The organism is Burkholderia arboris (assembly GCF_038723655.1).
Classification (GTDB): domain Bacteria; phylum Pseudomonadota; class Gammaproteobacteria; order Burkholderiales; family Burkholderiaceae; genus Burkholderia; species Burkholderia arboris.
Genome location: NZ_CP109823.1, coordinates 1,287,548 through 1,312,325 on the forward strand (window position 1 = coordinate 1,287,548; position 24,778 = coordinate 1,312,325).

The 24,778-nt window shown below is 66.9% G+C and carries 18 protein-coding genes; 13 read left to right on the forward strand and 5 right to left on the reverse strand.

The genetic code is table 11. The features are described 5' to 3' along the window. Positions 1–189: 189 nt before the first annotated feature. Positions 190–1,182 carry a LysR substrate-binding domain-containing protein gene (locus OHZ10_RS38350; protein ID WP_059241331.1) on the forward strand — a complete coding sequence of 331 codons (993 nt, stop codon included), beginning with the start codon at positions 190–192 and terminating at the stop codon, positions 1,180–1,182. 180 nt (positions 1,183–1,362) lie between these two features. Continuing rightward, the gene (locus OHZ10_RS38355) at positions 1,363–2,187 is read left to right on the forward strand and encodes an alpha/beta fold hydrolase (RefSeq protein ID WP_174992324.1); all 825 of its coding nucleotides are present in this window, start codon (positions 1,363–1,365) and stop codon (positions 2,185–2,187) included. Between the two features lie 60 nt (positions 2,188–2,247). Here the strand turns inward: OHZ10_RS38355 and proP are convergent, their stop codons facing one another. Next, the gene (gene proP, locus OHZ10_RS38360; protein WP_340625897.1) at positions 2,248–3,717 is read right to left on the reverse strand and encodes a glycine betaine/L-proline transporter ProP; all 1,470 of its coding nucleotides are present in this window, start codon (positions 3,715–3,717) and stop codon (positions 2,248–2,250) included. Between the two features lie 464 nt (positions 3,718–4,181). Between proP and OHZ10_RS38365 the strand changes: the two genes are divergently transcribed. Beyond that, positions 4,182–4,709 carry a hypothetical protein gene (locus OHZ10_RS38365; RefSeq protein WP_342706261.1) on the forward strand — a complete coding sequence of 176 codons (528 nt, stop codon included), beginning with the start codon at positions 4,182–4,184 and terminating at the stop codon, positions 4,707–4,709. A 74-nt stretch (positions 4,710–4,783) separates the two neighbouring features. Here OHZ10_RS38365 and OHZ10_RS38370 read toward each other — a convergent pair whose 3' ends face one another. After that, positions 4,784–6,172: an MFS transporter gene (locus OHZ10_RS38370; protein ID WP_340625899.1), complete on the reverse strand. Its 1,389-nt coding sequence runs from the start codon at positions 6,170–6,172 to the stop codon at positions 4,784–4,786. Positions 6,173–6,303: 131 nt separating this feature from the next. Next, a complete protein-coding gene (locus tag OHZ10_RS38375; RefSeq protein WP_342706262.1) occupies positions 6,304–7,227 on the reverse strand; it encodes a LysR family transcriptional regulator in 924 nt (307 codons plus the stop codon). Between the two features lie 119 nt (positions 7,228–7,346). Between OHZ10_RS38375 and OHZ10_RS38380 the strand changes: the two genes are divergently transcribed. The 8 genes from OHZ10_RS38380 (at position 7,347) to OHZ10_RS38415 (ending at position 14,755) form a co-directional block, all read left to right on the forward strand. After that, positions 7,347–7,925 carry a YceI family protein gene (locus OHZ10_RS38380; protein WP_059241337.1) on the forward strand — a complete coding sequence of 193 codons (579 nt, stop codon included), beginning with the start codon at positions 7,347–7,349 and terminating at the stop codon, positions 7,923–7,925. 27 nt (positions 7,926–7,952) lie between these two features. Next, positions 7,953–8,558 carry an FMN-dependent NADH-azoreductase gene (locus OHZ10_RS38385; protein ID WP_059241338.1) on the forward strand — a complete coding sequence of 202 codons (606 nt, stop codon included), beginning with the start codon at positions 7,953–7,955 and terminating at the stop codon, positions 8,556–8,558. A 36-nt stretch (positions 8,559–8,594) separates the two neighbouring features. Then, a complete protein-coding gene (locus OHZ10_RS38390) occupies positions 8,595–9,446 on the forward strand; it encodes a pirin family protein (RefSeq protein WP_256087751.1) in 852 nt (283 codons plus the stop codon). A gap of 331 nt (positions 9,447–9,777) precedes the next feature. Further along, entirely contained in the window at positions 9,778–10,740 is a 963-nt protein-coding gene (locus OHZ10_RS38395; protein WP_342706263.1) for an ABC transporter substrate-binding protein, read from the forward strand. A 75-nt stretch (positions 10,741–10,815) separates the two neighbouring features. Further along, on the forward strand, positions 10,816–12,330 hold the full coding sequence (locus tag OHZ10_RS38400) for a sugar ABC transporter ATP-binding protein (protein WP_342706264.1): 1,515 nt from the start codon (positions 10,816–10,818) through the stop codon (positions 12,328–12,330). Beyond that, positions 12,327–13,367, forward strand: coding sequence for an ABC transporter permease (locus OHZ10_RS38405; protein WP_059241342.1), 1,041 nt, complete (start codon positions 12,327–12,329; stop codon positions 13,365–13,367). The genes OHZ10_RS38400 and OHZ10_RS38405 overlap by 4 nt, the downstream gene beginning before the upstream one ends. Then, positions 13,364–14,467, forward strand: a complete 1,104-nt coding sequence (gene yjfF, locus OHZ10_RS38410; RefSeq protein ID WP_342706265.1) for a galactofuranose ABC transporter, permease protein YjfF — start codon at positions 13,364–13,366, stop codon at positions 14,465–14,467. The genes OHZ10_RS38405 and yjfF overlap by 4 nt, the downstream gene beginning before the upstream one ends. 18 nt (positions 14,468–14,485) lie before the next feature. Then, positions 14,486–14,755, forward strand: a complete 270-nt coding sequence (locus OHZ10_RS38415) for a hypothetical protein (protein ID WP_174992332.1) — start codon at positions 14,486–14,488, stop codon at positions 14,753–14,755. A gap of 37 nt (positions 14,756–14,792) precedes the next feature. On the opposite strand, the gene OHZ10_RS38420 is transcribed toward OHZ10_RS38415, so the two are convergent. Continuing rightward, complete coding sequence (locus tag OHZ10_RS38420) at positions 14,793–17,141, reverse strand: ATP-binding protein (protein ID WP_342706266.1); 2,349 nt, start codon at positions 17,139–17,141, stop codon at positions 14,793–14,795. Beyond that, positions 17,134–17,967: a response regulator transcription factor gene (locus OHZ10_RS38425; protein WP_059241346.1), complete on the reverse strand. Its 834-nt coding sequence runs from the start codon at positions 17,965–17,967 to the stop codon at positions 17,134–17,136. The genes OHZ10_RS38420 and OHZ10_RS38425 overlap by 8 nt, the downstream gene beginning before the upstream one ends. A gap of 1,440 nt (positions 17,968–19,407) precedes the next feature. Between OHZ10_RS38425 and OHZ10_RS38430 the strand changes: the two genes are divergently transcribed. Then, positions 19,408–23,952: a YadA-like family protein gene (locus tag OHZ10_RS38430; RefSeq protein ID WP_342706267.1), complete on the forward strand. Its 4,545-nt coding sequence runs from the start codon at positions 19,408–19,410 to the stop codon at positions 23,950–23,952. A gap of 127 nt (positions 23,953–24,079) precedes the next feature. Continuing rightward, positions 24,080–24,742, forward strand: a complete 663-nt coding sequence (locus OHZ10_RS38435; protein ID WP_342706507.1) for an OmpA family protein — start codon at positions 24,080–24,082, stop codon at positions 24,740–24,742. The last annotated feature ends 36 nt before the right edge of the window (positions 24,743–24,778 follow it).

Here is a 24,778-nt window from a genome sequence, read left to right on the forward strand (position 1 = left end):
TCATAATGATTATGTAAGGATATCGGGGCGATGAAAAGTGATAGATAAATACGCGTGTCACGATTGAAAATAAGAATGATATGCATCCATGCTTCAATATAAAATCGTTTCCGAATCCAAATAGGAGAAGCGACACAGGGAGACGAACGGCGACTTGTCTGTCGATGGGTGCAACTTTGAGGTGGCGGTATGGCTAATGTGAGATTGGCAAAGCGATTGAGAAGTTTGCCTTCGCTGGATTTCCTGAGAGGCTTCGAATGCGCGGCGCGCCATTTGAGCTTTACGCGTGCGGGGCAGGAATTGAGCGTCACGCAATCTGCCGTCAGTCGTCAGGTCAAGGCGCTCGAGGAGCAGCTCCGGATCGAGCTCTTTCACCGGCACATCCGTTCACTGACGCTGACCGACAAGGGACGGGAGTTGTACGACGCGATCTCGTTCGCGTTGTCCGACCTGGAATCGGTGATCGGCAAGCTGTCGTCGAGCGTCGGCCAGCGCTCCATCTCGTTGTCGACCACCGTGTCGTTCGCGGCGCTGTGGCTGATTCCGCGCCTCGGTTCATTCCGCGCAAGCTATCCGGACATCGATGTGCGCGTGTCGGCAACGAGCGAAATTGAAGATCTTAAGCGCAAACGTTTGCACCTGGCCGTCCGATATGCGGGGCCGTATACGTCGACCGACGAGACGGAGGTGCTGTTTCGCGAGCGCGTCGTGGCCGTGTGCAGTCCGAGCCTGATGACGGCGGCGGGCGACGCCGCGTCGATGAAGCCGGCCGACCTCGACAAGCACGTGCTGCTGCATCTCGACGATCCGCGCGGCGAGTGGCCGTGGCACGGGTGGAGCCATCTGCTGAAGGAGCTCGGCGTGCCGCGCCTGCGGCCGGCCGGTGCGCTGCATTTCAGCCAGTACGACCAGCTGGTCCAGGCCGCGGTCGACGGGCACGGCGTCGCGATCGGCAGGCGGCCGCTGGTCGACGGGCTGCTGAAGCAGGGGCGGCTCGTCGAGCTGTTCCCGCATTGCACGGTTGCATCGGGCAGCTACGTGCTCGTGCAGAACCCGGATGCGTGCAACGAATTCGATATCGCGGTGCTGACCAACTGGCTGCTCGAACAGGCATGCCATCCGCTCGCGTCGAACCAGGATGCCGCCGGCAGCAACGTGCTGCCGATGTATCGCGTCGGATAGCACGGCCGCCCGCCATGCTTCGTGCGGTTTCGTGCATGTCGCGCCGCCGCGCATGCGGCTCCGTCATGCGCAACACCTGCGACCTGTGCGATGATGCGCCGCTTCGCGTTCGTTGCAGAACGCCGCCGACCGCGGCGCCCGGTTCCGGGTCACCGCCGAGCCCTGATACCCGGAGACGACATGCCCGCACACATCATTCAAGGCAGCACGCTGCATTACCAGGATCACGGCACCGGGTTCCCGGTGCTGTTCGGACACAGCTATCTGTGGGACGCGGCGATGTGGGCGCCGCAGATCGATGCGCTGTCGCGTTCGTACCGCGTGATCGTGCCGGACCTGTGGGGGCATGGTGCATCGGGCGCGCTGCCCGACGGCACGCAGACGCTCGACGATCTCGCCGCGCACGCGAGCGCGCTGCTCGATGCGCTGGAGATCGAACAATGCGCGGTCGTCGGGCTCAGCGTCGGCGGCATGTGGGGCGCACGGCTCGCGTTGCGCGAACCGCGGCGCGTGCGTTCGCTCGTGCTGATGGACGCGTCGCTGGAGGCCGAGCCCGAGGCGACCCGGCTGCGCTACTTCGGGATGCTCGATGCGATCGCGGCGGCCGGCAGTATCGTGCCGCCGCTGCTCGACGCGATCGTGCCGCTGTTCTTCCGTCCCGACGTCAATCTGGCCGACCCGGTGCCGACCGCGTTTCGCGCGGCGCTCGCGAGCCTGCCCGCCGACCGGCTGCGGCAATCGATCGTCCCGCTCGGCCGGCTGATCTTCGGTCGGCCCGACACGCTGTCGGCGCTGGCCGCGCTCGACGCCGAACGCACGCTGCTGATGTGCGGCGCGGGCGACATGGCGCGCCCGCCGTCGGAAACCGTGAAGATGGCGAGCGTGATCGGCTGCGCGCATGCGCTGGTGCCGGACGCCGGCCACATTTCGAATCTGGAAAATCCCGCGTTCGTCACGCGCGCGCTGCTCGACTGGTTCGACGCGCAGCAACTGCCGTCTAACTGACGAACGTGTGTATGGCGACGCCAGCGCATGCCGCACGGCGTCGCGTCACGCCAGACTGCATCAAGCGCGTTCGCCGGCCGGCGTGAACTTCCTGCCGGGTACACGGGCTTCGTCCGCATGCCCGCGCACGAGGCTCAGCGCTTCCGCGCGGCTGGCCACGCACGGCCCGGAGCCGGGCAGCGGCTGCCGCGCCGTCTCGCGCAGCGCGAGCACCGACACGATGCCGATGAACGAGGCGCCCATCAGGTAGTACGCGGGCATCATCAGGTCGCCGGTGCGATCGACCAGCCACGCGGTGACGAGCGGCGTCGTGCCGCCGAACAGCGATACCGACACGTTGAAGCCGATCGCGAGCGCGCCGTAGCGGATCCGCGTCGGGAACAGCGCCGGCAGCGCCGACGGCATCACGCCCGTGAACGTCGACAGCAGGATGCCGTAGATCAGCATCCCGCCGAACACCGGCAGCATGCCGCCGGTGCGGATCAGCATCAGCGCGGGCACCGACAGCACGAGCAGGCCCACGCAGCCGGCCATCATCACCGGCTTGCGGCCGACCTTGTCCGACAGGTGCCCGGCGTACAGCGTCATCGGCATCATCAGCACCATCACGAGCAGCACCATGAACAGCCCGTGCGATTCGCGGAAGTGCAGTGTCGCGGACAGATAGTTCGGCAGGTACGACAGCGCCATGTAGTCGGTCACGTTGAAGATCAGCACGAGGCCGACACACTGCAGCAGCGGCTTCCACTGTTCGGCGAGCAGCGTCGCGAAGCGTTGCTTCGGCCGCGCGCGTTCGTCCGCTTCGCGTGCTTCGGCCTCCTTCCTGAACGCCGGCGTTTCCTCGAGTTTCAGCCGCACGTAGAGGCCGACGAGGCCGAGCGGGCCGGCGATGAAGAACGGTACGCGCCAGCCCCACGACAGCAGCGCTTCCTGAGACAGCGTTGCGGTGAGCAGTGCGACGGTCGCCGCGCCGAGCGTATAGCCGATCAGCGTGCCGAATTCGAGGAAGCTGCCCATGAAGCCACGGCGCTTGTCGGTCGAGAATTCGGCGATGAAGGTGGCCGCGCCGCCGTATTCGCCGCCGGTCGAGAAGCCCTGCACGAGGCGGGCGACCAGCAGCAGCACGGGCGCCATGATGCCGATCGACGCGTAGCTGGGAATCAGGCCGATCGCGAAGGTGCCGACGGCCATCATGATCATCGTCGCGGCGAGCACGCGCTGGCGGCCGATGCGGTCGCCGAGCGGGCCGAACACCATGCCGCCGAGCGGGCGCACGAGAAACGCGGCCGCGAACGTGCCGAAGGTCGCGAGCAACTGCGCGGACGGGCTGCTGGACGGGAAGAACACCTTGCCGAGCGTGACGGCGATGTAGCTGTAGACGCCGAAGTCGAACCATTCCATCGCATTGCCGAACGCCATCGCACCGACTGCCCGCTTGAGGACGGCAGGGTCGACGATCGTGATGTCATCCAGCTTGACGGACTGGCGCGAAGATCGCGATTTCGCAGGGTGCGCTTGCGACGGGCTCAATGAACTCTCCTGGAATTGCCTTGGCAGCCGGCCGGGCTGGAATGCAGTGGAGTCGTGCGGGCCGAGGAGCAGCGAAGGCGGATGTCTCGGGGGCCTCGATGTCGGTGACGTGACGTGCGTTGCGGGCGACACCGGGCAAGTGTGTTGTGAGAGCCAGTTTAGAGAAACGGGTGCAGCCGACTATCGGTCATGCGCCCGGAACCCGGTTGTAAACGACACGGAAGGAACGGTGGCTGCCCATCGTTTCGATGCTCATCAACATCTGCGATCGTTGGCAACGTCGGGTGGAAACCGGGGCAACGCGCACGAGATGAACAAAAGCCATCTGCCGCCGTCTTTGGTGGTAGCGTAGCGTCTCCCGATCGGCCATGACGCAACAGACGATCACTATCAACGGGCGCTGGTGCCGGATAACGGCAGCATCGACTCGCCAGAGGTACTGTCGCCCGAGGCAGGGTGTTGCGATGTCCCGCGAGACGTTCGCACTGCCGCTCGATGGCGGGGCGATCCCGGTTACTTGTTTTTCTCGATTCTCGATGATGACGCTATCCAAGCTCAGTGCATGCGCATGGATCCTCGTCGCGACCGTCGCCAACGTGACGTATGCCCGCGATCTGGACAAGCGCGACCCTGACCGCGCCCCTATACTGGCTGCCGTTCACCGGCTGAACGACCGCGAACCGGACCTGAAGGATTACCACTATTTCGTGGTCGATCTGATCGAGGATCGAGATGCCGCCTTCGCATGCGTGGCATTGACGGATAAGGGCGGCAGCCTGGAGATGACGGATGACCAGGCCGAGATCATGAAGTTCGCGCTGGACAAGCGCAGCGCGCAATGGGTCGCAACCGATCTCGGCGGCGTGGGATTTGCAGCCGGTGCGAAGCCGGTGCAATCGGATTGCAAGGTGGAAGGCCGTATCGTCAACACGCGCGACGATGTGAATATCGCGTTGAAGGCAACGGGGCACAAGCCATTCTCCCCGCGTTGACCGCGGAGAGTGCCCGGGAGACCGACAGGCCGGTGGCGACTTGCCGGATCTGAGGGTTGCCGCGACGGCTGTCGTTACGTATTCGCGGAAACCTCCGCCGCGGAAGTCACGGCCGCGCCCGCCGACTCATCGGCCAGCGCCCAGCGCTTCACGAGCGTCGCGATCACGAGCACGGCCACCGCACCGGCCAGCGGCGCGACGGCCATGATCGGAAGAATCTGGCCGAGGCCCAGCCCCGCGCTCAGGAGGGCCGCACCGGCAAACGCGCTGCCGATCGCGCCCAGCCGTCCGAACGCATGCATCCAGCTCAATCCGGTCGAGCGCGCGACGGTCGGGTAGAAGCGCGCGGTCAGCGCGTTCATGCCGGTATTCGTGCCGGGAATGAACCATCCCCACGCAAACGCGAGAACCTGCAGCGCCCCGAACGTCGACTGCATCCCGTGCACGGCCCACAGCGACAGTGCCGCCAGGCAAAAACTCGCGGCGATCACCCGGTAGCGGTCGAAGCGATCCATCAGCCAGCCGATCGCGACCGAGCCCAGCGTGCCGCCCCAGTTCAGGAAGCCGACCATGATCGCGCCCTGTGCGCTCGTATAGCCGGCGTCTTTCGCCATCGTCGGCAGCCAGTTGTACAGCAGGTAAAGGACGAACAGCCCGACGAAGTAGCACAGCCAGATCAGGACCGTGCCTGCGATATAGCGTGTCGACAGGATCGTGCCGATCGCGCCGCCTTTCACCTTCGGTTGCGCGGGCAGGAAGAATCGCGTGTCGGCGGGCACGGGTGTGCGGCCGATTGCGGAAAGGATCTTCGCGATCAGTTCGGGACGCTTGTTCTGAACCGTCAGGAATGCGACTGATTCAGGCAGCCACAGCATGAGAAGCGGCACGCATGCGACGGCCAGCGCACCGCCCACGGTCAGCATCGTGCGCCACCCGTAGCTCGGGATGATCCATGCCGCGATGAACCCGCACAGCGCGGCGCCGACCGTGAACCCGCTGTACACGACCGTCACGAGAAACGAGCGCCGGCGCTCCGGCACGTACTCGGACCACAGCGTCACGACGTTCGGCATCACGGCGCCGAGGCCGAGCCCGGTGACGAAGCGGATCGGCAGCATCGTCGCGAGCGACGTCGCATGCGCGGTGGCCAGCGTGCCGACGCCGATGATCAGCACGCTCGCGACCAGCACGCGCTTGCGTCCGAACCGGTCGGCGATCGGGCCGCCCAACAGCGCGCCGGCCGCCAGACCGAACAACGCGGCGCTGAGCACCGGCGCCAGTGCGCTCTTCGTGACGCCCCATTCCTTGATGAGTTCCGGCACGACGAAGCCGATGATGACGGTATCCCAGCCGTCCAGCGAGATCACGACGAACGTGAGCAGCCCCACGAGCCACTGAAACGGGCTGACTGCGCGCGCGTCGATGAATTCCCGGACGTTGACGGATCTTCCTGCTGCCGGCATGGCTGTCTCCTGCGATGGGGCTCCGCGCCCTTGCATTGGCGTCAGTCGGTACCCGACGCGATGCCCCGCAGTGTTCGTGCGCCGAAATTCCGCGTCCAACAAGAAATTCCGTTCGCCGCGACAACGAAACGTTATCGGTCGGCCGCGGGCTCCGGGTACCCCGGTATCCCTTGACCGAGCTTCTCCAGCAGAAACTCGGCGACGACCGTGACCGCCGGCGGCAGAGGCGGGCGGCTCGTATAGACGAGCTGCAGCCCGAGGCCAGGGCTCGATCGCCGATAGGACGGCAGCACGCGCACCAGCTTGCCTTGCTCGATCGCCGGTTCGGCGATCAGTTGCGGCACCAGCGCGATGCCGAGCCCGGCGATGCACGCCTGCACGACCACGCGCATGTCGTTGACCGAGAAACGGCCGTCGATCGAGATTTCCTGCGTGCCGCGCGGCCCCTGCAGGCGCCACATGCTGCGCCCCTGGCGGCTGGACACCGTCAGGCAATCGTGACCGGCCAGTTCGCGCGGCGTGCGCGGCGCGGCGCACCGTTTCAGATAAGCGGGGCTGGCGGCGAGGATCATCGTACCCGGCGCGATCCGGCGCACGCGAAAGCTGCCGCCCGTCTCGATGCCGATGCGCAGCGCGAGGTCGATGCGCTCGCCGATCAGGTCGGACGGCGTGTCGTCGAGCAGGAAGTCGATGCTGATTTGCGGATAGCGCGCATAGAACTCGGCCAGCCATTCGAACTGGAAAAATTCGAACAGGCCGGCCATTGCCGCCACGCGCACGGTGCCGGATGGTTCCTGCCCGTGCGCATGCTGCCGCTCGATCTCGAAGATCCGGTCGAGCGCCGGCGCATAGCGCTCGAATAGCGCCTGGCCTTCGGTGCTCGGTGCGAGCTTGCGGGTCGAGCGGTGCAGCAGGCGCGTGCCGATATGCCCCTCGAGCTGGTCGATGCGCCGGCTCAGCGTATTGGCCGGCATGCGCAGGCGCCGCGCGGCCTCCGAGAAACTGCCGGCCCGGACGACCTGGACGAACAGCGCGAGATCATTCAGATCGAGCATCGGATTCCTCCAAAAATGGATTAATCAAATCCTATTTATCCGTCTAGTGTAAAGCAGCTTCCATCTCCATACTGGCCTCACGCTACAGACGAACCCCCTGAAGTCTCAAGGAGATTGAATTGAAGAAGCATCTGACGATCGCGATTGGCGCGCTCGCTGCATCGCTGTCGCTTTCCGCATTCGCGGCCGCATCGACGTACCAGCTCGATCCGAGCCACACGTACCCGAGCTTTGAAGCCGACCACATGGGCGGCCTGTCGGTCTGGCGCGGCAAGTTCGACAAGTCGGGCGGCACCGTGACGCTCGACCGCGCGGCGAAGACGGGCACGGTCGACGTGACGACCGACATCACGTCGATCCGCACGGGCAGCGCGAAGCTCGACGAGCACCTGCAGACGGCCGAGTTCTTCGACGCGGCGAAGTTTCCGCAGGCGAACTACAAGGGCACGATCAAGTTCGACGGCGACAAGCCGGTATCGGTGGTCGGCAACCTGACGCTGCATGGCGTCACGAAGCCGGTGACGCTGAAGATCGACTCATTCAATTGCATGCCGCACCCGATGCTCAAGCGTGAAGTGTGCGGCGTCGACGCCGTCGGCGAATTCGACCGCAGCGACTTCGGCCTCGACTACGGCAAGCAGTACGGCTTCCGGATGAAGACGAAGTTGCTCATCACGGCCGAAGCCCTCAAGCAGTAATCGCGTCATCCCGTTCGGAGATTCCTCATGAAACTGCTGCATATCGATTCCAGCATCCTCGGCCAAGGCTCGGTCAGCCGCGAACTGTCGGCGGATATCGTCGCGACCTTGCGTGCTCGCGATCCCGGCCTCACGGTGACGCGACTCGACCTCGCCGCGACGCCGATCGGCCATCTGACGGCCGGTCACCTCGCCGCCGCGCAAGGCGCGCCGGTTGACGACGCGCTGAAGGCCGACGTCGAGATCGGCCAGCACGCGCTCGACGCATTCCTCGCGGCCGACATCGTGGTCGTCGGCGCGCCGATGTACAACTTCGGCATCGCGTCGCAACTGAGGGCGTGGATCGACCGCATCCTGGTGGCCGGCAAGACGTTCCGCTACGGCGAGAACGGGGCGGTCGGACTGTGCGGCGCCAAGAAGCTGGTCATCGCATCGTCGCGCGGCGGCGTGTACAGCGCAGGGGCGCCGGTGGCATCGCTCGATCATCAGGAAACCTATCTGAAAGATGTGCTCGGCTTTATCGGCGTCACGGACATCACGTTCATTCGTGCGGAAGGCGTCGCGATGGGGCCGGACAAGCGCAGCGACGCCATTGCATCGGCGAAGGAAGCGGTAGCGGCCCTCGCAGCCTGACGCACCGGGCCGGATGCCGGTCACAGGAGAACCACCATGTTGCATGCCCTCGAATCTGGTCCGGGGACCATCGGCGCCTGCCGCCGTATCGTGCTTCGCACGCATGGCCACGCGCACGGGCCGGTCGTCCGGATGGTCAGCCCGTCCGATGTCGGCGAGATCATCAAGCCGTTCGTCTTTCTCGACCTGATCGACACGCAGGCGCCGATCGGGCAGCCGTCCTTCGGCTGGCACCCGCATTCGGGCATCGCGACGCTGACGCTCGCGATCGACGGGCACGGCACCTATGCGGAATCCACCGGCCATGAAGGCGCGATGGCACCCGGCGACATCGAATGGATGAGCGCGGGGCGCGGCGTCTGGCATACGGGTTCCGTGGTGCCGCCGGTCAAGGCGTTCCAGTTGTGGGTTGCGTTGCCGCCGGGGCGCGAGCTGGCGCCGGCGTTCAGCCAGCACTTGTCGATCGACGACATCCCGACCGACGGCCCGGCGCGCGTGCTGCTCGGCCGTCATGGCGACGCGGTCAGCCCGATCGATGCACCGCCGGGCATCAACTATGTCGTCGTCCAGCTGAAGGCAGGCGAGCGCTGGATCTGCCGGCCGCCGCACGGGTATCGGGTCGGCTGGACGGCGGTGATGGACGGCAGCCTGCGTACGCCGGATCCGGTCGGCCAGGGCGAACTGGCCGTGTTCGACTCGTCCGACGCGGGGATCGAATTCGAGGCCGTGACCGACGCGCGCTTCGTGGTCGGTACGGCGATTCCGCATCCGCACGATCTGCATCTGGGTGCCTACTCGGTGCATACGAGCGCCGCCGCGCTGGCGGAAGGCGAGCGCGAAATCGTGCGCGTTGGCCGCGAACTGCGCGCCAGGGGGGTGATGCGCTGAGTTGACGGAAGCCGTTTCACGGCGACGCATCGTCCGCCGCTTCGATCCGGCGCAGAACGATCACTTCCCCTCCGTCCGCTGAAACCCGACGGGCCGGCGCATTCCCGCATGCGCCGGCCTTCGCGCGTTTAGGTGTTTATACGTATGCCGATTCCGATATCGCTTCAATCCAATATTTCATTGGAAGGTTATCGGGCTTGTTCCTAGACTGATGCGGGGCAGGCAGACCGGGCCGGCCGCACGCGCCGGCCGGCGCAGCCCCGATCCGCGCCAGCGCCACGCAGAAACAGAACAGCGCCGCGGCAGACAACGACATCATCGGAGACGAACCATGACATTCATCAGGAAGCTGGCGGCCGGTGCGCTCGTCGCCGCGGCGACGGTATGGGCGCCGGGCGCGTTCGCGCAGCAGAGGCCGATCACGCTCGGGTTCTCGCAGGTCGGCGCGGAGAGTGCGTGGCGCACCGCGAACACCGTGTCGGTGAAGGGCGCGGCGAAGGACGCCGGCATCAACCTGAAGTTTTCCGATGCGCAGCAGAAGCAGGAGAACCAGATCCGTGCGATCCGCTCGTTCATCGCGCAGAAGGTCGACGTGATCGCGTTCTCGCCGGTCGTCGAGTCGGGCTGGGAGCCGGTGCTGACCGAAGCGAAGGCCGCGCACATCCCGGTGATCCTGACCGACCGCGCAGTCGACGTGAAGGATCCGTCGCTGTACGTGACGATGATCGGCTCGGACTTCCTCGAGGAAGGGCGGCGCGCGGGTCACTGGATGGAAGAGCACTACAGGAACGATGCCGGCCCGGTCAACATCGTCGAGCTGCAGGGCACGGTCGGTTCGGCACCGGCCAACGATCGCCGCGCGGGCCTGCTCGAAGTGATCAGGAGCAATCCGAAATTCAAGGTGATCGCGTCGCAAAGCGGCGACTTCACGCTCGCCGGCGGCAAGCAGGTGATGGAAGCGTTCGCGAAGACCTACGGCAAGCAGATCAACGTCGTCTACGCACACAACGACGACATGGCGCTCGGCGCGATCCAGGCGATGGAGGAAGCGGGGATCAAGCCCGGCAAGGACGTGAGCGTCGTGTCGTTCGACGCGACGAAGGGCGGCTTCCAGGCGATGGTCGCCGGCAAGATCAACGTCGATGTCGAATGCAGCCCGCTGCTCGGCTCGCAACTGATGAGCGCCGTGAAGGACGTCGTCGCCGGCAAGCCGCTGCCCAAGCGCATCGTGACGAACGAGACCGTGTTCCCGATGAGCGTCGCGGCGCAGGTGATGCCGACCCGCAAGTACTGACCGGTCCGGCAGATCCGGCACGGGCCGCCGCGCCGCGGCCGCCCGGACGATGGCAACCGCTTCGAGGGAGGATGCATGGAGAGTCCGCCGGTGGTCGAGATGATCGGCATCGACAAGTCGTTTCCGGGCGTCAGCGCGCTGCAGCGCGTGAACTTCCGGCTGTTTCCGGGCGAGATCCACACACTGATGGGCCAGAACGGCGCGGGCAAGTCGACGCTGATCAACGTGCTCACCGGCGTGCATGCGCACGACGCGGGCGAGATTCGCGTCGGCGGCCGGCCGGTGTGCTTCGCCGCGCCGCGCGAGGCCGAGGCGGCCGGCATTCAGACGCTCTACCAGGAAGTGAACCTGTGCGCGAACCTGTCGGTCGCCGAGAATATCTTCGCGGGCCGGCAGCCGATGCGCCGAGGCGCGATCGACTGGAACGCGATCCATGCGCGCTCGCGCGCGGCGCTGGCCGAACTGGACCTGACGCTCGACGTCACGCGCTCGCTCGATGCCTATCCGATCGCCGTGCAGCAGATGGTCGCGATTGCGCGCGCGGTGTCCGTCGACGCGCGCGTGCTGATTCTCGACGAGCCGACATCGAGCCTCGACGACGGCGAAGTCGTGCGGCTGTTCGACGTGCTGCGCCGGCTGAAGGCGTCGGGCATCGCGATCCTGTTCGTCACGCACTTTCTCGAGCAGACCTACGCGGTGTCCGACCGGATCACCGTGATGCGCAACGGCGAGCGCGAAGGCGAGTATCGGGCGCGCGACCTGCCGGTCGATGCGCTGGTCGCGAAGATGACCGGCCGCGAACGGATGTCCGACACGCTGCAGGCCGGTGCGGCGGCGGTCGAGCGTACGGCCGGCGACGCCGTGCCGTTCCTGTCGATGCAGCAGGTCGGGCGGCGCGGGATGATGAACGCGCTCGATCTCGACGTGCACCCGGGCGAAATTGTCGGGCTGGCCGGGCTGCTCGGCTCGGGGCGCACGGAGACCGCGCAGCTGGCATTCGCCGCCGAGCGGCCGGACATCGGCGCGATCGAGATCGACGGCGCGCGCAGGCGGCTCGCCTCGCCGCACGATGCGGTCCGCCACGGTATCGCGTACTGCCCGGAGGATCGCAAGAAGGAGGGCATCGTCGCCGCGCTGTCGATCCGCGAGAACATCATCCTCGCGCTGCAGGCGCGACGCGGCTGGTGGCGGCTGATCGGGCGCGCGCGCCAGCGCGAGATCGCCGATACGTACCTCGTGCGGCTCGGCATCAAGGCGCGCGACGCCGAGCAGCCGATCGGGCTGCTGTCGGGCGGCAACCAGCAGAAGGTGCTGCTCGCGCGCTGGCTCGCGACGGATCCGAAGTTGCTGATTCTCGACGAGCCGACGCGCGGCATCGACGTCGCCGCGAAGTTCGACATCATGGAGCGCGTGCTCGCGCTGTGCGCGACCGGGCTCGCGATCCTGTTCATCTCGTCGGAGATCGGCGAGGTCGTGCGCGTCAGCCACCGGATCGCGGTGCTGCGCGACCGGCGCAAGGTCGCCGAACTGACCGGCGCCGACGCATCCGAGGAGCAGGTGTACCGGCTGATCGCGGGAGGCCAGTCATGACGCGGCTGCGCACGCTGTTTCGCCATCCGCTCGCGTGGCCGGCGCTGACGCTCGCGCTGCTGTTCGCGCTCGACGTCGCGCATCGTCCGGGCTTCCTGTCGATCGCGCTGCTCGACGGTCATCTGTTCGGCGCGCCGATCGATATCCTGAACCGCGCAGCGCCGCTCGTGATCGTGTCGCTCGGGATGACGCTCGTGATCGCAACGCGCGGGATCGACATCTCGGTTGGTGCGATCGTCGCGATTGCAGGCGCGGCCGCGGCGATCGTGCTCGATGCGGACCCGTCGCGGGTCGGCACGGCACTCGCGGCCGCGCTCGGCGTCGGGTTGCTGGCCGGCGCATGGAATGGCCTGCTCGTCGCGTTCGTCGGGATGCAGCCGATCATCGCGACGCTGATCCTGATGGTGGCCGGGCGCGGCGTCGCGCAACTGCTGACGGGCGGCCAGATCATCCCGATCGGCGCGCCGGGCTACCTCGCGCTCGGCGGCGGCTATCTCGCGGCTGTCCCGTGCGCGGTGTGGATCGCCCTCGCGACGATCGCCGCGGCCGCGCTGCTGGTGAACCGCACGGCGCTCGGGCTGTTCATCCGCGCGATCGGCGTGAACCCGGTCGCGACGCGGCTCGTCGGGCTGCGCTCGGGCGCGGTCGTGTTCGGCGTGTATCTGGGCTCGGGCGTGCTGTCGGCGCTCGCCGGCATCCTCGCGAGCTCGAACGTGCGCAGCGCCGACGGCAACAACGCGGGGCTGCTGCTCGAGCTCGACGCGATCCTCGCCGTGACGCTCGGCGGCACGTCGCTGCTCGGCGGCCGCTTCAGCCTCGCCGGTTCCGTGCTCGGCGCGCTGATCATCCAGACGCTCACCTACACGACCTATTCGATCGGCGTGCCGCCGGAGGCGACGCTCGTCGTCAAGGCGGTCGTCGTGATCGTCGTGACGCTGATCCAGTCGGAGGCGGCGCGCGCGCTCGTCGTCCGGCATGCGTCGCGGCTGCTGCCTTCCGCGCGTTCGCGCGCCACCTCCGGAGCGACGCACCGATGACCCGATTCCTTGGCCGGCTCGCCGACCCGCGCACGCTGCCGATCGTCGTGACGATCGTGCTGTTCGCCGCGCTGTTCGGTTTCGGGTCCGTGATGTACACGGGATTTTTCTCGATGCAGGTGCTGACCGGGCTGCTCGTCGACAACGCGTTCCTGCTGATCGTCGCGATCGGGATGACGTTCGTGATCGTGTCGGGCGGCATCGACCTGTCGGTTGGCTCGGTGGTTGCGCTAACAACCATATTGTGCGCAGTCGGCGCCGAGCGGCTGCACTGGCCCGTGTGGGTGATCGTGCCGCTCGTGCTGACGTTCGGCGCGCTGTACGGCGCGGCGATGGGCGCGCTGATCCATTACTTCCGTTTGCAGCCGTTCATCGTCACGCTCGCCGGGATGTTTCTCGCGCGCGGCGCGTGCTTCCTGATCACGACGCAGTCGATCACGATCAACGAACCGACGTTCCATGCGATCGCGGGCGTCAGCGTGCCGGTCGGTGGCGGGATGCTGAGCGCGGGCGCACTGATCGCGCTCGCGACGCTGGCCGTCGCGCTCTACGTCGCGCATTTCACGCGTTTCGGCCGCAACGTGTATGCGATCGGCGGCAACGAGCGCTCGGCGCTGCTGATGGGGCTGCCGGTCGCGCGTACGAAGATCGGCGTGTATGCGTTGAGCGGCTTCTGTTCGGCGCTCGGCGGCGTGGTGTTCACGCTGTACGTGCTGTCGGGCTACGGATTGCAGGCGCAGGGGATGGAGCTCGACGCGATCGCCGCGACCGTGATCGGCGGCACGTTGCTGACGGGCGGCGTGGGCTATGTCGTGGGCTCGGTGTTCGGTGTCGCCATCCTCGGCACGATCCAGGTGCTGATCACGTTCGACGGCACGTTGAGTTCGTGGTGGACGCGGATCGTGATCGGCGTGCTGCTGTGCGTGTTCTGCGTGCTGCAGCGGGTGATTGAACGGCATGCCGCGCGGCGGCGCACCGGCGGCACGGGGCTGGGTACGCGGCAACCGGCGCGCGACAGCGCGCCCGCGCGGCGGGCATCACCGGAGGAACATGCGGCGCGGGTTGCAACGATGCGGCGGCTGCAGGGCGGCCGATCATGATTCCGCGAGGAGAACGGCATGACGCGCAATGACGTGACGGCGAGCGGTGCCGGTACGCTGGCCGTCGAGCCCGGCCGCCGGCCGCTGCTCGACCTGGGCGATGCGCGCGACTGCCGGATCGTGGCCGATGCGCTGCGCGTGCTGCTGCGCGAGCGCTCGGAAGCGCTGGCGTTCGCGATGCGCGTGGCCGACGAGCATGGCCGCCCGCGCCCGGAGGCGGGCGAATTCGGGTTGACCGACATCATTCGTCTCGCCCGCGTCGTCGAACGGGCCGATCGGCAGCGATAGCGGACTCGGGTTGAAACGCGCGAGCGGCGCTGCGCCGTCAGGCCGCGCCGGCTGAGCCTGTCTCGGCATCGAATGACGCATCCGCGACGCGTGCGCGTTTCACCGAGCCGGCCAGCTTCTCGATCGCGGGCAGGTCCAGTGCCTCGAGGTGTTCGCGCACGTGCTGCGCGAAGGCTTCGTAATCCGGCGCATCCGCAACCTGGCCGAGCCATTGCTCGATATCGGTGAGCCGCCCGTCGCGGGCGAGCCGGATCAGTTCGTCGAGCGCGTCGTCGGGCGGGCCGTCCATCGCGGGCGCGGCGCGTTCCGGCCCGGTATCGTCGCCCGGATGAAGCCGCCGGACGAGCTCCGACGCGGGCACGAGTGCATGCCCGACGGCCGGCGCGACGATCGCGAACGAGAACGCCGTGCCGACGCCCGGCTGGCTGGCGACCGCCAGTTCGCCGCCCATGGCGCCGACGATGCGCTGTGCGATGAACAGGCCGAGCCCGGTTCCGCCGTTCACGGCCTGCACCTGCTGGTACGCGCGGAAGATGTCGCGGGTGCCGCTGATGTCGATCCCGATACCCGTATCGGCGACCTCGAACAGCAGGCGCCACGCATCGCCTTCGCGCGCCGCATGCACCGACAGCGTGACGGTGCCGTCGCGCGTGAACTTCGACGCGTTGGACAGCAGGTTCAGCAGCACCTGCTGCAGCCGCATCCCGTCGATCGACACCGTGCGCGGCAGCGGCGTGGCCGGCCGGTAGACGAACCGGTTGTCCTGCTGCGCACACAGCGCGAGCGCGTAGTGGCCGAGATCGTCGAGCAGGCCGGGCAGGTCGGTCGTGTCGGGCGTCACGCCGAGCGGCTGCAGCTCGGCCTTCGTGAACGCGAGCAGTTCGTCGATCAGCGTGAGCTGGTAGCGGATGCTGCGGTCGATCGACCGGATCAGCCGCGCCTGGCTGTGCGTCGCGCTCTGCAGCAGCAGCTTCGCATAGCCGTTGATCGTGGACAGCGGCGCGCGCAGGTCGTGACTGACATAGCCGAGCGTCTCGATCTTCTGCTGCATGTGGGTCGTCACCTGTTGCAACGCGTCGTTGAGCGCGACCGTGCGTCTCGCGACTTCGTCGCGCAGGCGATCCTGTTCGGTGAGCTGCCAGTGTTCGAGCCGCTTGCGCGCCTCGATGCGCTGGCGGCCCACGTGGTGGATCCACGCGGCCAGCACCAGCAGGTGCGTGGCAAGCCCGACGATCGCGATGACCGGGTTCGGGTAGATGTCGGACTTGAGCCAGAACAGTACCGGCGGCAGCGCGTTCATGCCGTCGAGCACGCGGATCAGCATGTTGAAGGTGGCGATCGCGATCGCGATCAGCATCACGCGGCCGGTCGGCGTCCGGCGGATCGCGAGCAGCAGCGCGAGGCTGATGTTGACGATCCCCAGCACCGCGTTCAACCGCAGGCAAAACCACGTGAAGGTCAGCAGGTCGCCGCCTGCGGCGCCCGCCATGCCGATGCATTCGAGCGCGAGGAACGCCATGTAGATCGCGCGCAACGGCAGCCTCGCCTGCTCGCGCCGGGCGACCATCAGGATGAAGGCGATGAAGCAGGCGACAGCCACGTACGCGAAGATCACCTCGCCGCGCGCCGACCATTCGCGCAGCGCGGGCGGCAACGCCATTGCCGTATAGCCGCGGTATGCCGCTTCGAACAGCGTCGTACCCAGCGCCAGCGCGGCCAGGACGTGGAACACGCCGCTGCGCGAAAAGAACCCGATCAGCAGCGCGCACCACGCGAGAGCGAGCAGCCCGCCGAAGAAACCGAAGTCCCACATCGTCGCGCGCCGTTCCAGCGCATCCCAGGCCGCACGGGTGAATGCCGCCGGCGCGAGCCGCATTTCCTTGCGTGACGTGACGCGGATCAGCACGGGGAGGCTTTCGCCGGCGGGCAGCGTGACGTCGAGTGCCGGGTAGCGCGCGGGCGGCGCGGTGGCATCGCCGCCCGCGCCGGTGGCCGGGAAACGGCTGTCGAGCGTCCACCGGCCGTTCTGGCCGACGTAGAAGTCGGCATGGTCGACGCGTGCGTCGCGAATTACCAGTACCAGCGGGCGTGCGGCGCTGTCACGGTTGACCAGCGTCGCGCGGACCCACCATGCCGACCGCGAGAACTCGACGTTGAACGTCGATGCGCCGGCCGCAGCCGCGTCTCGCCCCGGCTCGGCGATGCGCGCGGCGACCTGCTCGGCTGTCATCGTCGTGCTCGCGTCCTCGAACACCGACACGGCGTCCAGTTGCGCGGGATTCGGCGCCGGGGCCGCGCGGGCCGTCGCGCAGGTGACGGCCAGTGCCATCAGAAGCAGCAGCACCGCGCGCCATCCGGCTGCCCACGCCGCGCCGCGACTACGCATCGGGATGATGCCCGCCGGGCGTGAGCGGCGCGTTGATCGCATGGCGCTGGCGCCGCCAGTCGGACGGCGTGATGCCGAAGCGTTCGCGGAACGCCGTCGCGAAATTGCCGGGCGTGGAAAAGCCGATTTCCTCGGCGATGTCGCCGATTCCCATCGATGTCTCCGCGAGGAAGTGCATCGCGGCGCGCAGGCGCGTGTCGCGCAGGTACTCGAACACGGTCTGGCCAAGCTGGTCGCGGAACACGCGCGACAGCCGCTTTTCGTGCGTGCCGACCTGCCGGGCGAGTTCCTCGAGCGCCGGCGGATAGCGCAGGTCGCGCAGCAGGACTTCGGCCGCCGCGCGTACGAGGGCCGCATCCGGGTTGGCGGGCATCTCGGGCAGGTGCGCGAACGGCTGGCTGCGCCGCGCGCGCTTCAGGTGGTTGCGGATCCGGGCCAGCACTTCGATCGGCTCGAACGGCTTGACGATGTAGTCGATCGCGCCGGTTTCGAGCCCCGCGATGCGATCCTCGAGATCGCCCGCGGCCGTCAGGATGATGACGGGGATGGACTGCGTCGACGGTGTCGACGCCAGCAGCCGGCATGCAGCGAAACCGTCCATGCGCGGCATGCGGACGTCCATCAGGATCAGGTCGGGCGCGATCGCCTGGGCGCGGTGATACGCCTGCAGTCCGTCGAACGCGACGCTGATCCGGCATCGCGCGGCACGCAGGATTTCGGTCAGGAGCCGCAGGTCGTTCGGGCGATCGTCGACGACAAGAATATGTGCGTCAGCGAGATCCGGCGTGGAGCGAAGCTGCGCCGGGCTGGACGAGCGGGATGACATGGTGGCGGGCGCGGTGGAAGGGTGTTCAGTCGGATCGAAAGCAGCGCTTTCTGCTCAATTGTTGCGAAAAATTATATGTCGACAACAGTGCCGATTGTGAGGATTCCGTGCGGCCCGTGTGGGCATATCCGGCGGGGCGCTGCGCGGTTTCGGCGCCGACGTCGGGTCGAACGAAATGGAGGTGGAAAAACATGCCGAATTGCATTTCAATATCGGTCTTTATTTCCGGATTTTATCGATTGTAGAATCGAATTGGCCCGCGATATGAATTCGGGAGAGTTGTGTCGAAAGACGATTCCTTTCAATGTGAAATAAATGCGCTCAATCGGTGCTGGCGCGATTAATGGATTTCTACTGGCCGGTCAAGATTCGACTCGATAAAAACCGGATTGCGAGCCGGAATGTATGAAAGTAAATATCGTCCGCTCGGGAAAAGCTTTTTTCCGCTCGAGAAAAGGTTTGTTTGAACGGATGCCTGCACACTAGCCCCGGCGCGGCTGGAATCGGTTCTTCGAGGGGAACGGCTGTTCGTGGATTCCTTGCCGCTTCCAGATTCGGATGACGCGATATTCAATGTGACATCGAATGATGGCAATTCTCAGGATCTGGGAATGCGATGGCAGACAAGAAAATTGGCACGAGGGTAATACAAATTTCATAATTTTCCGAATATGTTCGTATACAGGACAGGCGGAAAAATTGTGAGGTTGGTTGGGGTGTGACGCATCGACTGGAAAAATCGTCAAGAAAATTCGACCGATTAAATCGATGCGGGGGTCGTTCGGCAAGTCGGGCGCTTTTCCGGAAATCCGGAAAAGCGTTTGACTGCCGGCGGAGAGGGTGAGCGGCTTCGCGTGGGCAGCCGGGCGGTCTGATCCGTCCGGGCACGATCGCGCAGCGCGCTCTCGAATCAGGCGGGCACGAAAAAATATGAGCGCGACAGGCATGGCAGATCAACGCACCGGTTCGAGCGAACCGGATGCGCATGCTTCATACCCGGGGACCACGCGGCGTCATCCTCCTCCTGAATGAATCTTGACGGGCCGTCCCGGGGTGCGGGCCGGCATCCGTCCATCCGGCGTCTGAACGACGCCTTCCCATGACATTCGAGGTCGCCGCCGGTTAGACGCGACGGCGCGCGCACGCGGATTCGCGATGCGCGGGGCAGCGCGTCTCCGTCTTTCCCGCGACATCGGCCTTCATGACCCGATAACCGGCGAGTGCCGCCGCGCAGCGTGCCGACGCATGCGTGCGGCGTGCAGTCGCGCGATCGCCCTGGCGATCGCGATTGCCGAGCAGCGTTGTTCGATCGTTTAGTTAGCTATCCAAAATGAAGCGCAAAGCGTCGCGACACGGGCGAGGAGGCAGACCGATGCATCATCGCCTGCCGTCGCGTTCGCTGCTGCGTCATCCAGCACATGAGAACCGAGGGAACACAAGATGAACAAGTCGTTCAAGTCGATCTGGAACGAAGCACTGGGGGCCTGGGTCGCGGCTTCCGAGCTTGACCGTGCGCGCGGCAAGCGAGTTGCGTCGGCGTGCGGCACACGCGAGCATGCGGCGAACGAGGGCGCCGCGATACGCGCGGGCCTGCTTTCGGCGCCGTCGCCGCGACGACTGGCCGTGCTGATGGCGTCCACGTATCTTGCGTTGTTCCATGCGGGCGCGCATGCGCAGTACGCGCAGGATGGCGGCTCCGCGACCGGCGGCGTGACGTCGATCTCGATCGGCGTCGGGTCGAGTGCGGCGCAGCAGAATTCCACCGCGCTGGGTAACCTGTCGACGGCGCAAGGCGTGTCGGCGACGGCGCTGGGTCCGGGCGCGCATGCGATGGCCGATGGGTCGACCGCGGTCGGCATCAACGCGCAGGCGACCGGCGTCAACAGTGCGGCGCTCGGCGTGCAGGCGATCAGTTCGGGACCATTTGCGGTTGCCGTCGGTAATGCAGCGCAGTCGACGCAGTCCGGCACGGTGGCCATCGGCAGCGGCGCGACCGCGAGCGGCACGTCCGCTATCGGGCTCGGAAACAATGCAACGGCGTCTGGCCAGAATGCGGTTGCACTCGGACTCGGCGCGGTCTCGTCGGCCATCGGCACCGTTGCGCTCGGCTTTTCTTCACAGGCGACCAATCAGGGTGCGGTTGCGCTCGGCAACCAGTCGACGAGTTCCGGCGCGGCCGGCGTCGCGGTGGGTAGCGGTGCGCTGACGACCGGCAATTCCTCGATCTCGATGGGTGTCAACAGCGGCGCGAAGGGCGCGACGTCGATCGCGATCGGCTGGGGCGGCACGGCCGGCGTACCGGGCTCGGGTACGCAGTCGCTCGGCACCAGCTCGATCGCGCTGGGCTCGTCCACGACGGCCGGCGCCGATACAGCGATGGCGTTCGGCCTGAACGCCAACGCGTCGGGCGTCAGTTCGATCGCGATGGGCGTGCAGTCGACCGCGACGCAGCAGTTCGCCGTCGCGCTCGGCAATCTCGCGCTCGGCAGCGGCGTTTCGGCGACCGCACTGGGGCCCGGTGCGACGGCGTCGGCCACGAATGCGACGTCCATCGGCATCAACAGCGTCGCGGCGGCGGGTTCGACCGTCGCGATCGGCGACAGCAACTCGGTCGCCGCTGCGGCAGGCGCGGGCTCGATCGCCGGCGGCAACAGCTCGAAGGTGCTGAGCGGTGCCGGCGCCGTCGCGCTCGGCCTGGGCCAGACGGTCAGCGGCAACGGTGCGGTGGCGATCGGCGACCCGAGCACCGCGATCGGCACCGGCGCGGTCACGGCCGGGGCGAACAACACGGCGAACGGCAACGGCGCGGTCGCGATCGGCAATTCGAACATCGCGCAGGGTACCGGCTCGCTCGCGCTCGGCAACACGTCGACGGCCGCGGCGGCCGGTGCGCTGGCGTTCGGCGCGTCGGCCGTGGCGAACAATGCGGGCGATGTCGCGCTCGGCTCAGGGTCGACGACGGCCGCGCCCAACCCGACGGCAAGCGCGACGATCGGCGGCGTCACATACAACTTCAACGGCACGTCGCCGACCAGCGTCGTCAGCGTCGGTGCGCCGGGCACCGAGCGCCAAATCACCAATGTCGCGGCCGGGCGCATCAACTCGGCAAGCACGGATGCGATCAACGGGTCGCAGCTCGATGCGACGAACCAGGCGGTGAATTCGCTGTCGACTTCGACTGCGTCGAGCGTCAGTTCGTTGTCGACGGGTGTGTCGTCGTTGTCGACCGGGTTGTCGTCGGCCAATAGCGCGATCACGTCGCTGTCCACGTCGACGTCGACCGGTATCAGCTCGCTGTCGACGGGGTTGAGTTCGACCAACAGCTCGGTGACTTCGTTGTCGACCTCCACGTCAACCGGGTTGTCGTCGGCCAACAGCGCGATCACGTCGCTGTCCACGTCGACGTCGACCGGCATCAGCTCGTTGTCGACGGGGTTGAGTTCGACCAACAGCTCGGTGACTTCGTTGTCGACCTCCACGTCAACCGGGTTGTCGTCGGCCAACAGCGCGATCACGTCGCTGTCCACGTCGACGTCGACCGGCATCAGCTCGTTGTCGACGGGGTTGAGTTCGACCAACAGCTCGGTGACTTCGTTGTCGACCTCCACGTCAACCGGGTTGTCGTCGGCCAATAGTGCGATCACGTCGCTGTCCACGTCGACGTCGACCGGCATCAGCTCGCTGTCGACCGGCCTGAGTTCGACCAACAGCTCGGTGGCTTCGCTGTCGACTTCGACGTCGACGGGCATCAGCTCGTTGTCCACGGGCCTGAGTTCGACGAACAGCTCGGTCACGTCGCTGTCGACTTCGACGTCGACGGGCATCGGCTCGCTGTCCACCGGCCTGAGTTCGACGAACAGCTCGGTCACGTCGCTGTCGACTTCGACGTCGACGGGCATCAGCTCGCTGTCCACCGGCCTGAGTTCGACGAACAGCTCGATCACGTCGCTGTCGACCTCCACATCGACGGGCATCGGTTCGCTGTCGACCGGCCTGAGCACGACGAACAGCAGCGTGACGTCGCTGTCGACCGCCACGTCGACGAGCATCGGCTCGTTGTCCACCGGCCTCAGCTCGACGACCAGCTCGATTTCGTCGCTGTCGACGTCGACCTCGACGACCGTCGGTTCGCTGTCCACCGGCCTGTCGAGCACGAACAGCAACCTGACGTCGCTGTCCACCGCGACGTCGACGGGCATCGGTTCGCTGTCGACCGGCCTGAGCTCGATCGCGTCGAACAACGGTAACCTCGGTAACAGCACGGCCGGCGCGATCGGCGGCGGCGCCACCTACAACCCGACGACCGGCACGATCTCCGCGCCGTCGTACGTGACGTACAACGGCGACGGCTCGACGACGATCAACAACAACGTCGGCTCGGCGATCGACAACATCAACGCGCACGGCATCAAGTACTTCCACGCGAACTCCACCGCGCCGGACAGCCAGGCGCTCGGGCTCGACAGCGTCGCGATCGGCCCGAACGCGATCGCGAAGGTGGACGGCAGCATCGCGCTCGGCGCCGGTTCGGTGTCCGACCGCGCGACGGTGCCGGCCTCGGGGACCATCCGCAACGGCAGCGCGTCGATTCCGTTCAACACGACCGACCAGACGCTGCTGGGCGCGGTATCGCTTGGCGACGCGACGAGCAAGACGTATCGCCAGATCACCAACGTCGCGGACGGCACCGGCCAGCAGGACGCGGTGACCGTGCGCCAGCTGGCCGGCGCGCTGCAGTCGTTCGCGGTCATGACCACGAAGTACTTCCACGCGAACTCGACGGCCGTGGATTCGCTCGCCGTCGGCGCGGAGTCGGTCGCGGTCGGCCCGACGACGGTGGTCAACGGCGACAGCGGCGTGGGGATCGGCAACGGCGCGATCGTCGATGCCACCGCGCCGGGCGGCGTCGCGATCGGCCAGGCGGCAAGCGCTGCGCAGGCCGATGCGATGGCGCTGGGCAGCGGCGCGACGGCCACCGGCGCACAGTCGGTGGCACAGGGCGCCAACGCGGTCGCGGCGAGCGTCGGCAGCGTCGCGCTCGGTTCGGGCGCGCACGCCACGGCGACCGATGCGCTGGCGCTCGGCGCAGGCGCGTCGGCGACGTTCGCGAACAGCATCGCGCTCGGCGCGGGTTCGCTGACCACCGTCGGCGCGCAGACGAACTACATCGCATACGGCCTGAGCAGCCCGCAGTCGTCGGCCGGCGAAGTCAACATCGGCAACCGGCAGATCACCGGCCTCGCGGCCGGCAAGAGCGGCACCGACGCGGTGAACGTGTCGCAGCTCGACTCGGTTGCCAACCAGTTGACGACGCTGATCACGCAGCGCACGTCGAACCTCGGTGGTTCGTACACGACGAATCCGACCGGCACGAACGTGCCGCCGGGCTCGACGGGATCGAATTCGTCGGCGGGCGGGTCGGGCGCGGTCGCATCGGGTTCGAACAGCACGGCGGTCGGCAACAGCGCGCTGGCGTCCGGCAACGGATCGACCGCGATCGGCGTCGGCTCGACCGCAACGGGCAACGGTTCGACCGCGATCGGCACGGGCAGCAACGACGGCGGGCGCTCGAATGTCGTCGCCGTGGGTTCCGCGGATTCGGCGCGCCAGGTCGTCAACGTCGCGGCCGGTACGCAGGGTACCGACGCCGTGAACGTGAACCAGCTGAACGCGGTATCGAACCAGTTCACGCAATCGCTGAACACGGTCAACAACCAGCTCACGCAGATGCAGCAGCAGATCCAGCAGACCGATTCGATGGCGCGCGACGGGATTGCCGCGACGGCTGCGATGGCATCGATCCCGCACATGGACCGCGATTCGAACTTCGCGATGGGGGTCGGTACGGCGACCTTCCTGGGCCAGAAGGCGATGGCCGTCGGCATGCAGGCGCGCCTCACGGAGAACCTGAAGGCGACGCTGAACGGCGGTTTTGCCGGCAGTCAGCGCGTGGTCGGCGCGGGTATGTTGTATCAGTGGAAGTGATCCGTGCGCATCGAACCGTTCCGGCGGATAGCGCCGGAACGGTTCGCGCCGAACGAGAACGCATCCGCATGCGGCCGCACTGCCGCGCCGCATGTGCGAGATCGAATCGATTTTACGGAGTGAATCAGTGAATAAAATCTCTCTTGCCCTGCTCGTGTCCGTGGCCTCTCTCGCCGCTTGCACGAGCGCGTCCGGGCCGACGTTCAACGCATACGAACTGCAGCCGAGAAACGGCGTCCGGACGTTTCGCGTCGATTGTCACGGCATCCTGTCGAGCGAAAAGACCTGCATGAAGGTCGCGACGCGCATGTGCGACACGCAACCGGTTCGCCTGGTCGATTCGGCTGCGCCGTTCCGCGACGGTGCGGATCCGCGGTCGATCGAGTTCCAGTGCGGCGCGGCGCCCGCGCCGCTTCCGGTGCCCGTGGCGGCGGCACCGGTCGCCGCGGAAAAGGTCAGCCTGACCGGCGACACGTACTTCGCGACCGACTCCGCAACGCTGACGCCCGCCGCCCGCGCTTCGCTCGACGCACTGTTGAGCCGTCAGGCAGACCGGCATTTCTCGGCGGTGAACGTGACCGGCTATACCGACTCGGTCGGCTCGGATGCTCACAATCTCGCGCTGTCGCGGCGCCGCGCGGAGGCGGTCGCGACGTATTTGCGCGAGCATGGCATGAACGCGGATGCCGTGACGGCCACCGGAAAGGGGGAGGCCGATCCGGTGGGTTCCAACGAGACCGCCGAAGGGCGAGCGCGCAATCGGCGTGTGGAGATCCTGCTGCAGAACTAGCGGGCAGTACGCTGCGAGCGCCGGTCACGCGACGGC

Bases quoted from the DNA above. Each gene is read 5' to 3' on its own strand.
- yjfF (WP_342706265.1), top strand. From the start codon at position 13,364: ATGACCCGATTCCTTGGCCGGCTCGCCGACCCGCGCACGCTGCCGATC.
- OHZ10_RS38425 (WP_059241346.1), bottom strand. From the start codon at position 17,967: ATGTCATCCCGCTCGTCCAGCCCGGCGCAGCTTCGCTCCACGCCGGAT.
- OHZ10_RS38350 (WP_059241331.1), top strand. From the start codon at position 190: ATGGCTAATGTGAGATTGGCAAAGCGATTGAGAAGTTTGCCTTCGCTG.
- OHZ10_RS38415 (WP_174992332.1), top strand. From the start codon at position 14,486: ATGACGCGCAATGACGTGACGGCGAGCGGTGCCGGTACGCTGGCCGTC.
- OHZ10_RS38355 (WP_174992324.1), top strand. From the start codon at position 1,363: ATGCCCGCACACATCATTCAAGGCAGCACGCTGCATTACCAGGATCAC.
- OHZ10_RS38390 (WP_256087751.1), top strand. From the start codon at position 8,595: ATGTTGCATGCCCTCGAATCTGGTCCGGGGACCATCGGCGCCTGCCGC.
- OHZ10_RS38385 (WP_059241338.1), top strand. From the start codon at position 7,953: ATGAAACTGCTGCATATCGATTCCAGCATCCTCGGCCAAGGCTCGGTC.
- OHZ10_RS38365 (WP_342706261.1), top strand. From the start codon at position 4,182: ATGTCCCGCGAGACGTTCGCACTGCCGCTCGATGGCGGGGCGATCCCG.
- OHZ10_RS38395 (WP_342706263.1), top strand. From the start codon at position 9,778: ATGACATTCATCAGGAAGCTGGCGGCCGGTGCGCTCGTCGCCGCGGCG.
- OHZ10_RS38405 (WP_059241342.1), top strand. From the start codon at position 12,327: ATGACGCGGCTGCGCACGCTGTTTCGCCATCCGCTCGCGTGGCCGGCG.
- OHZ10_RS38375 (WP_342706262.1), bottom strand. From the start codon at position 7,227: ATGCTCGATCTGAATGATCTCGCGCTGTTCGTCCAGGTCGTCCGGGCC.
- OHZ10_RS38430 (WP_342706267.1), top strand. From the start codon at position 19,408: ATGAACAAGTCGTTCAAGTCGATCTGGAACGAAGCACTGGGGGCCTGG.
- OHZ10_RS38370 (WP_340625899.1), bottom strand. From the start codon at position 6,172: ATGCCGGCAGCAGGAAGATCCGTCAACGTCCGGGAATTCATCGACGCG.
- OHZ10_RS38420 (WP_342706266.1), bottom strand. From the start codon at position 17,141: ATGCGTAGTCGCGGCGCGGCGTGGGCAGCCGGATGGCGCGCGGTGCTG.
- OHZ10_RS38400 (WP_342706264.1), top strand. From the start codon at position 10,816: ATGGAGAGTCCGCCGGTGGTCGAGATGATCGGCATCGACAAGTCGTTT.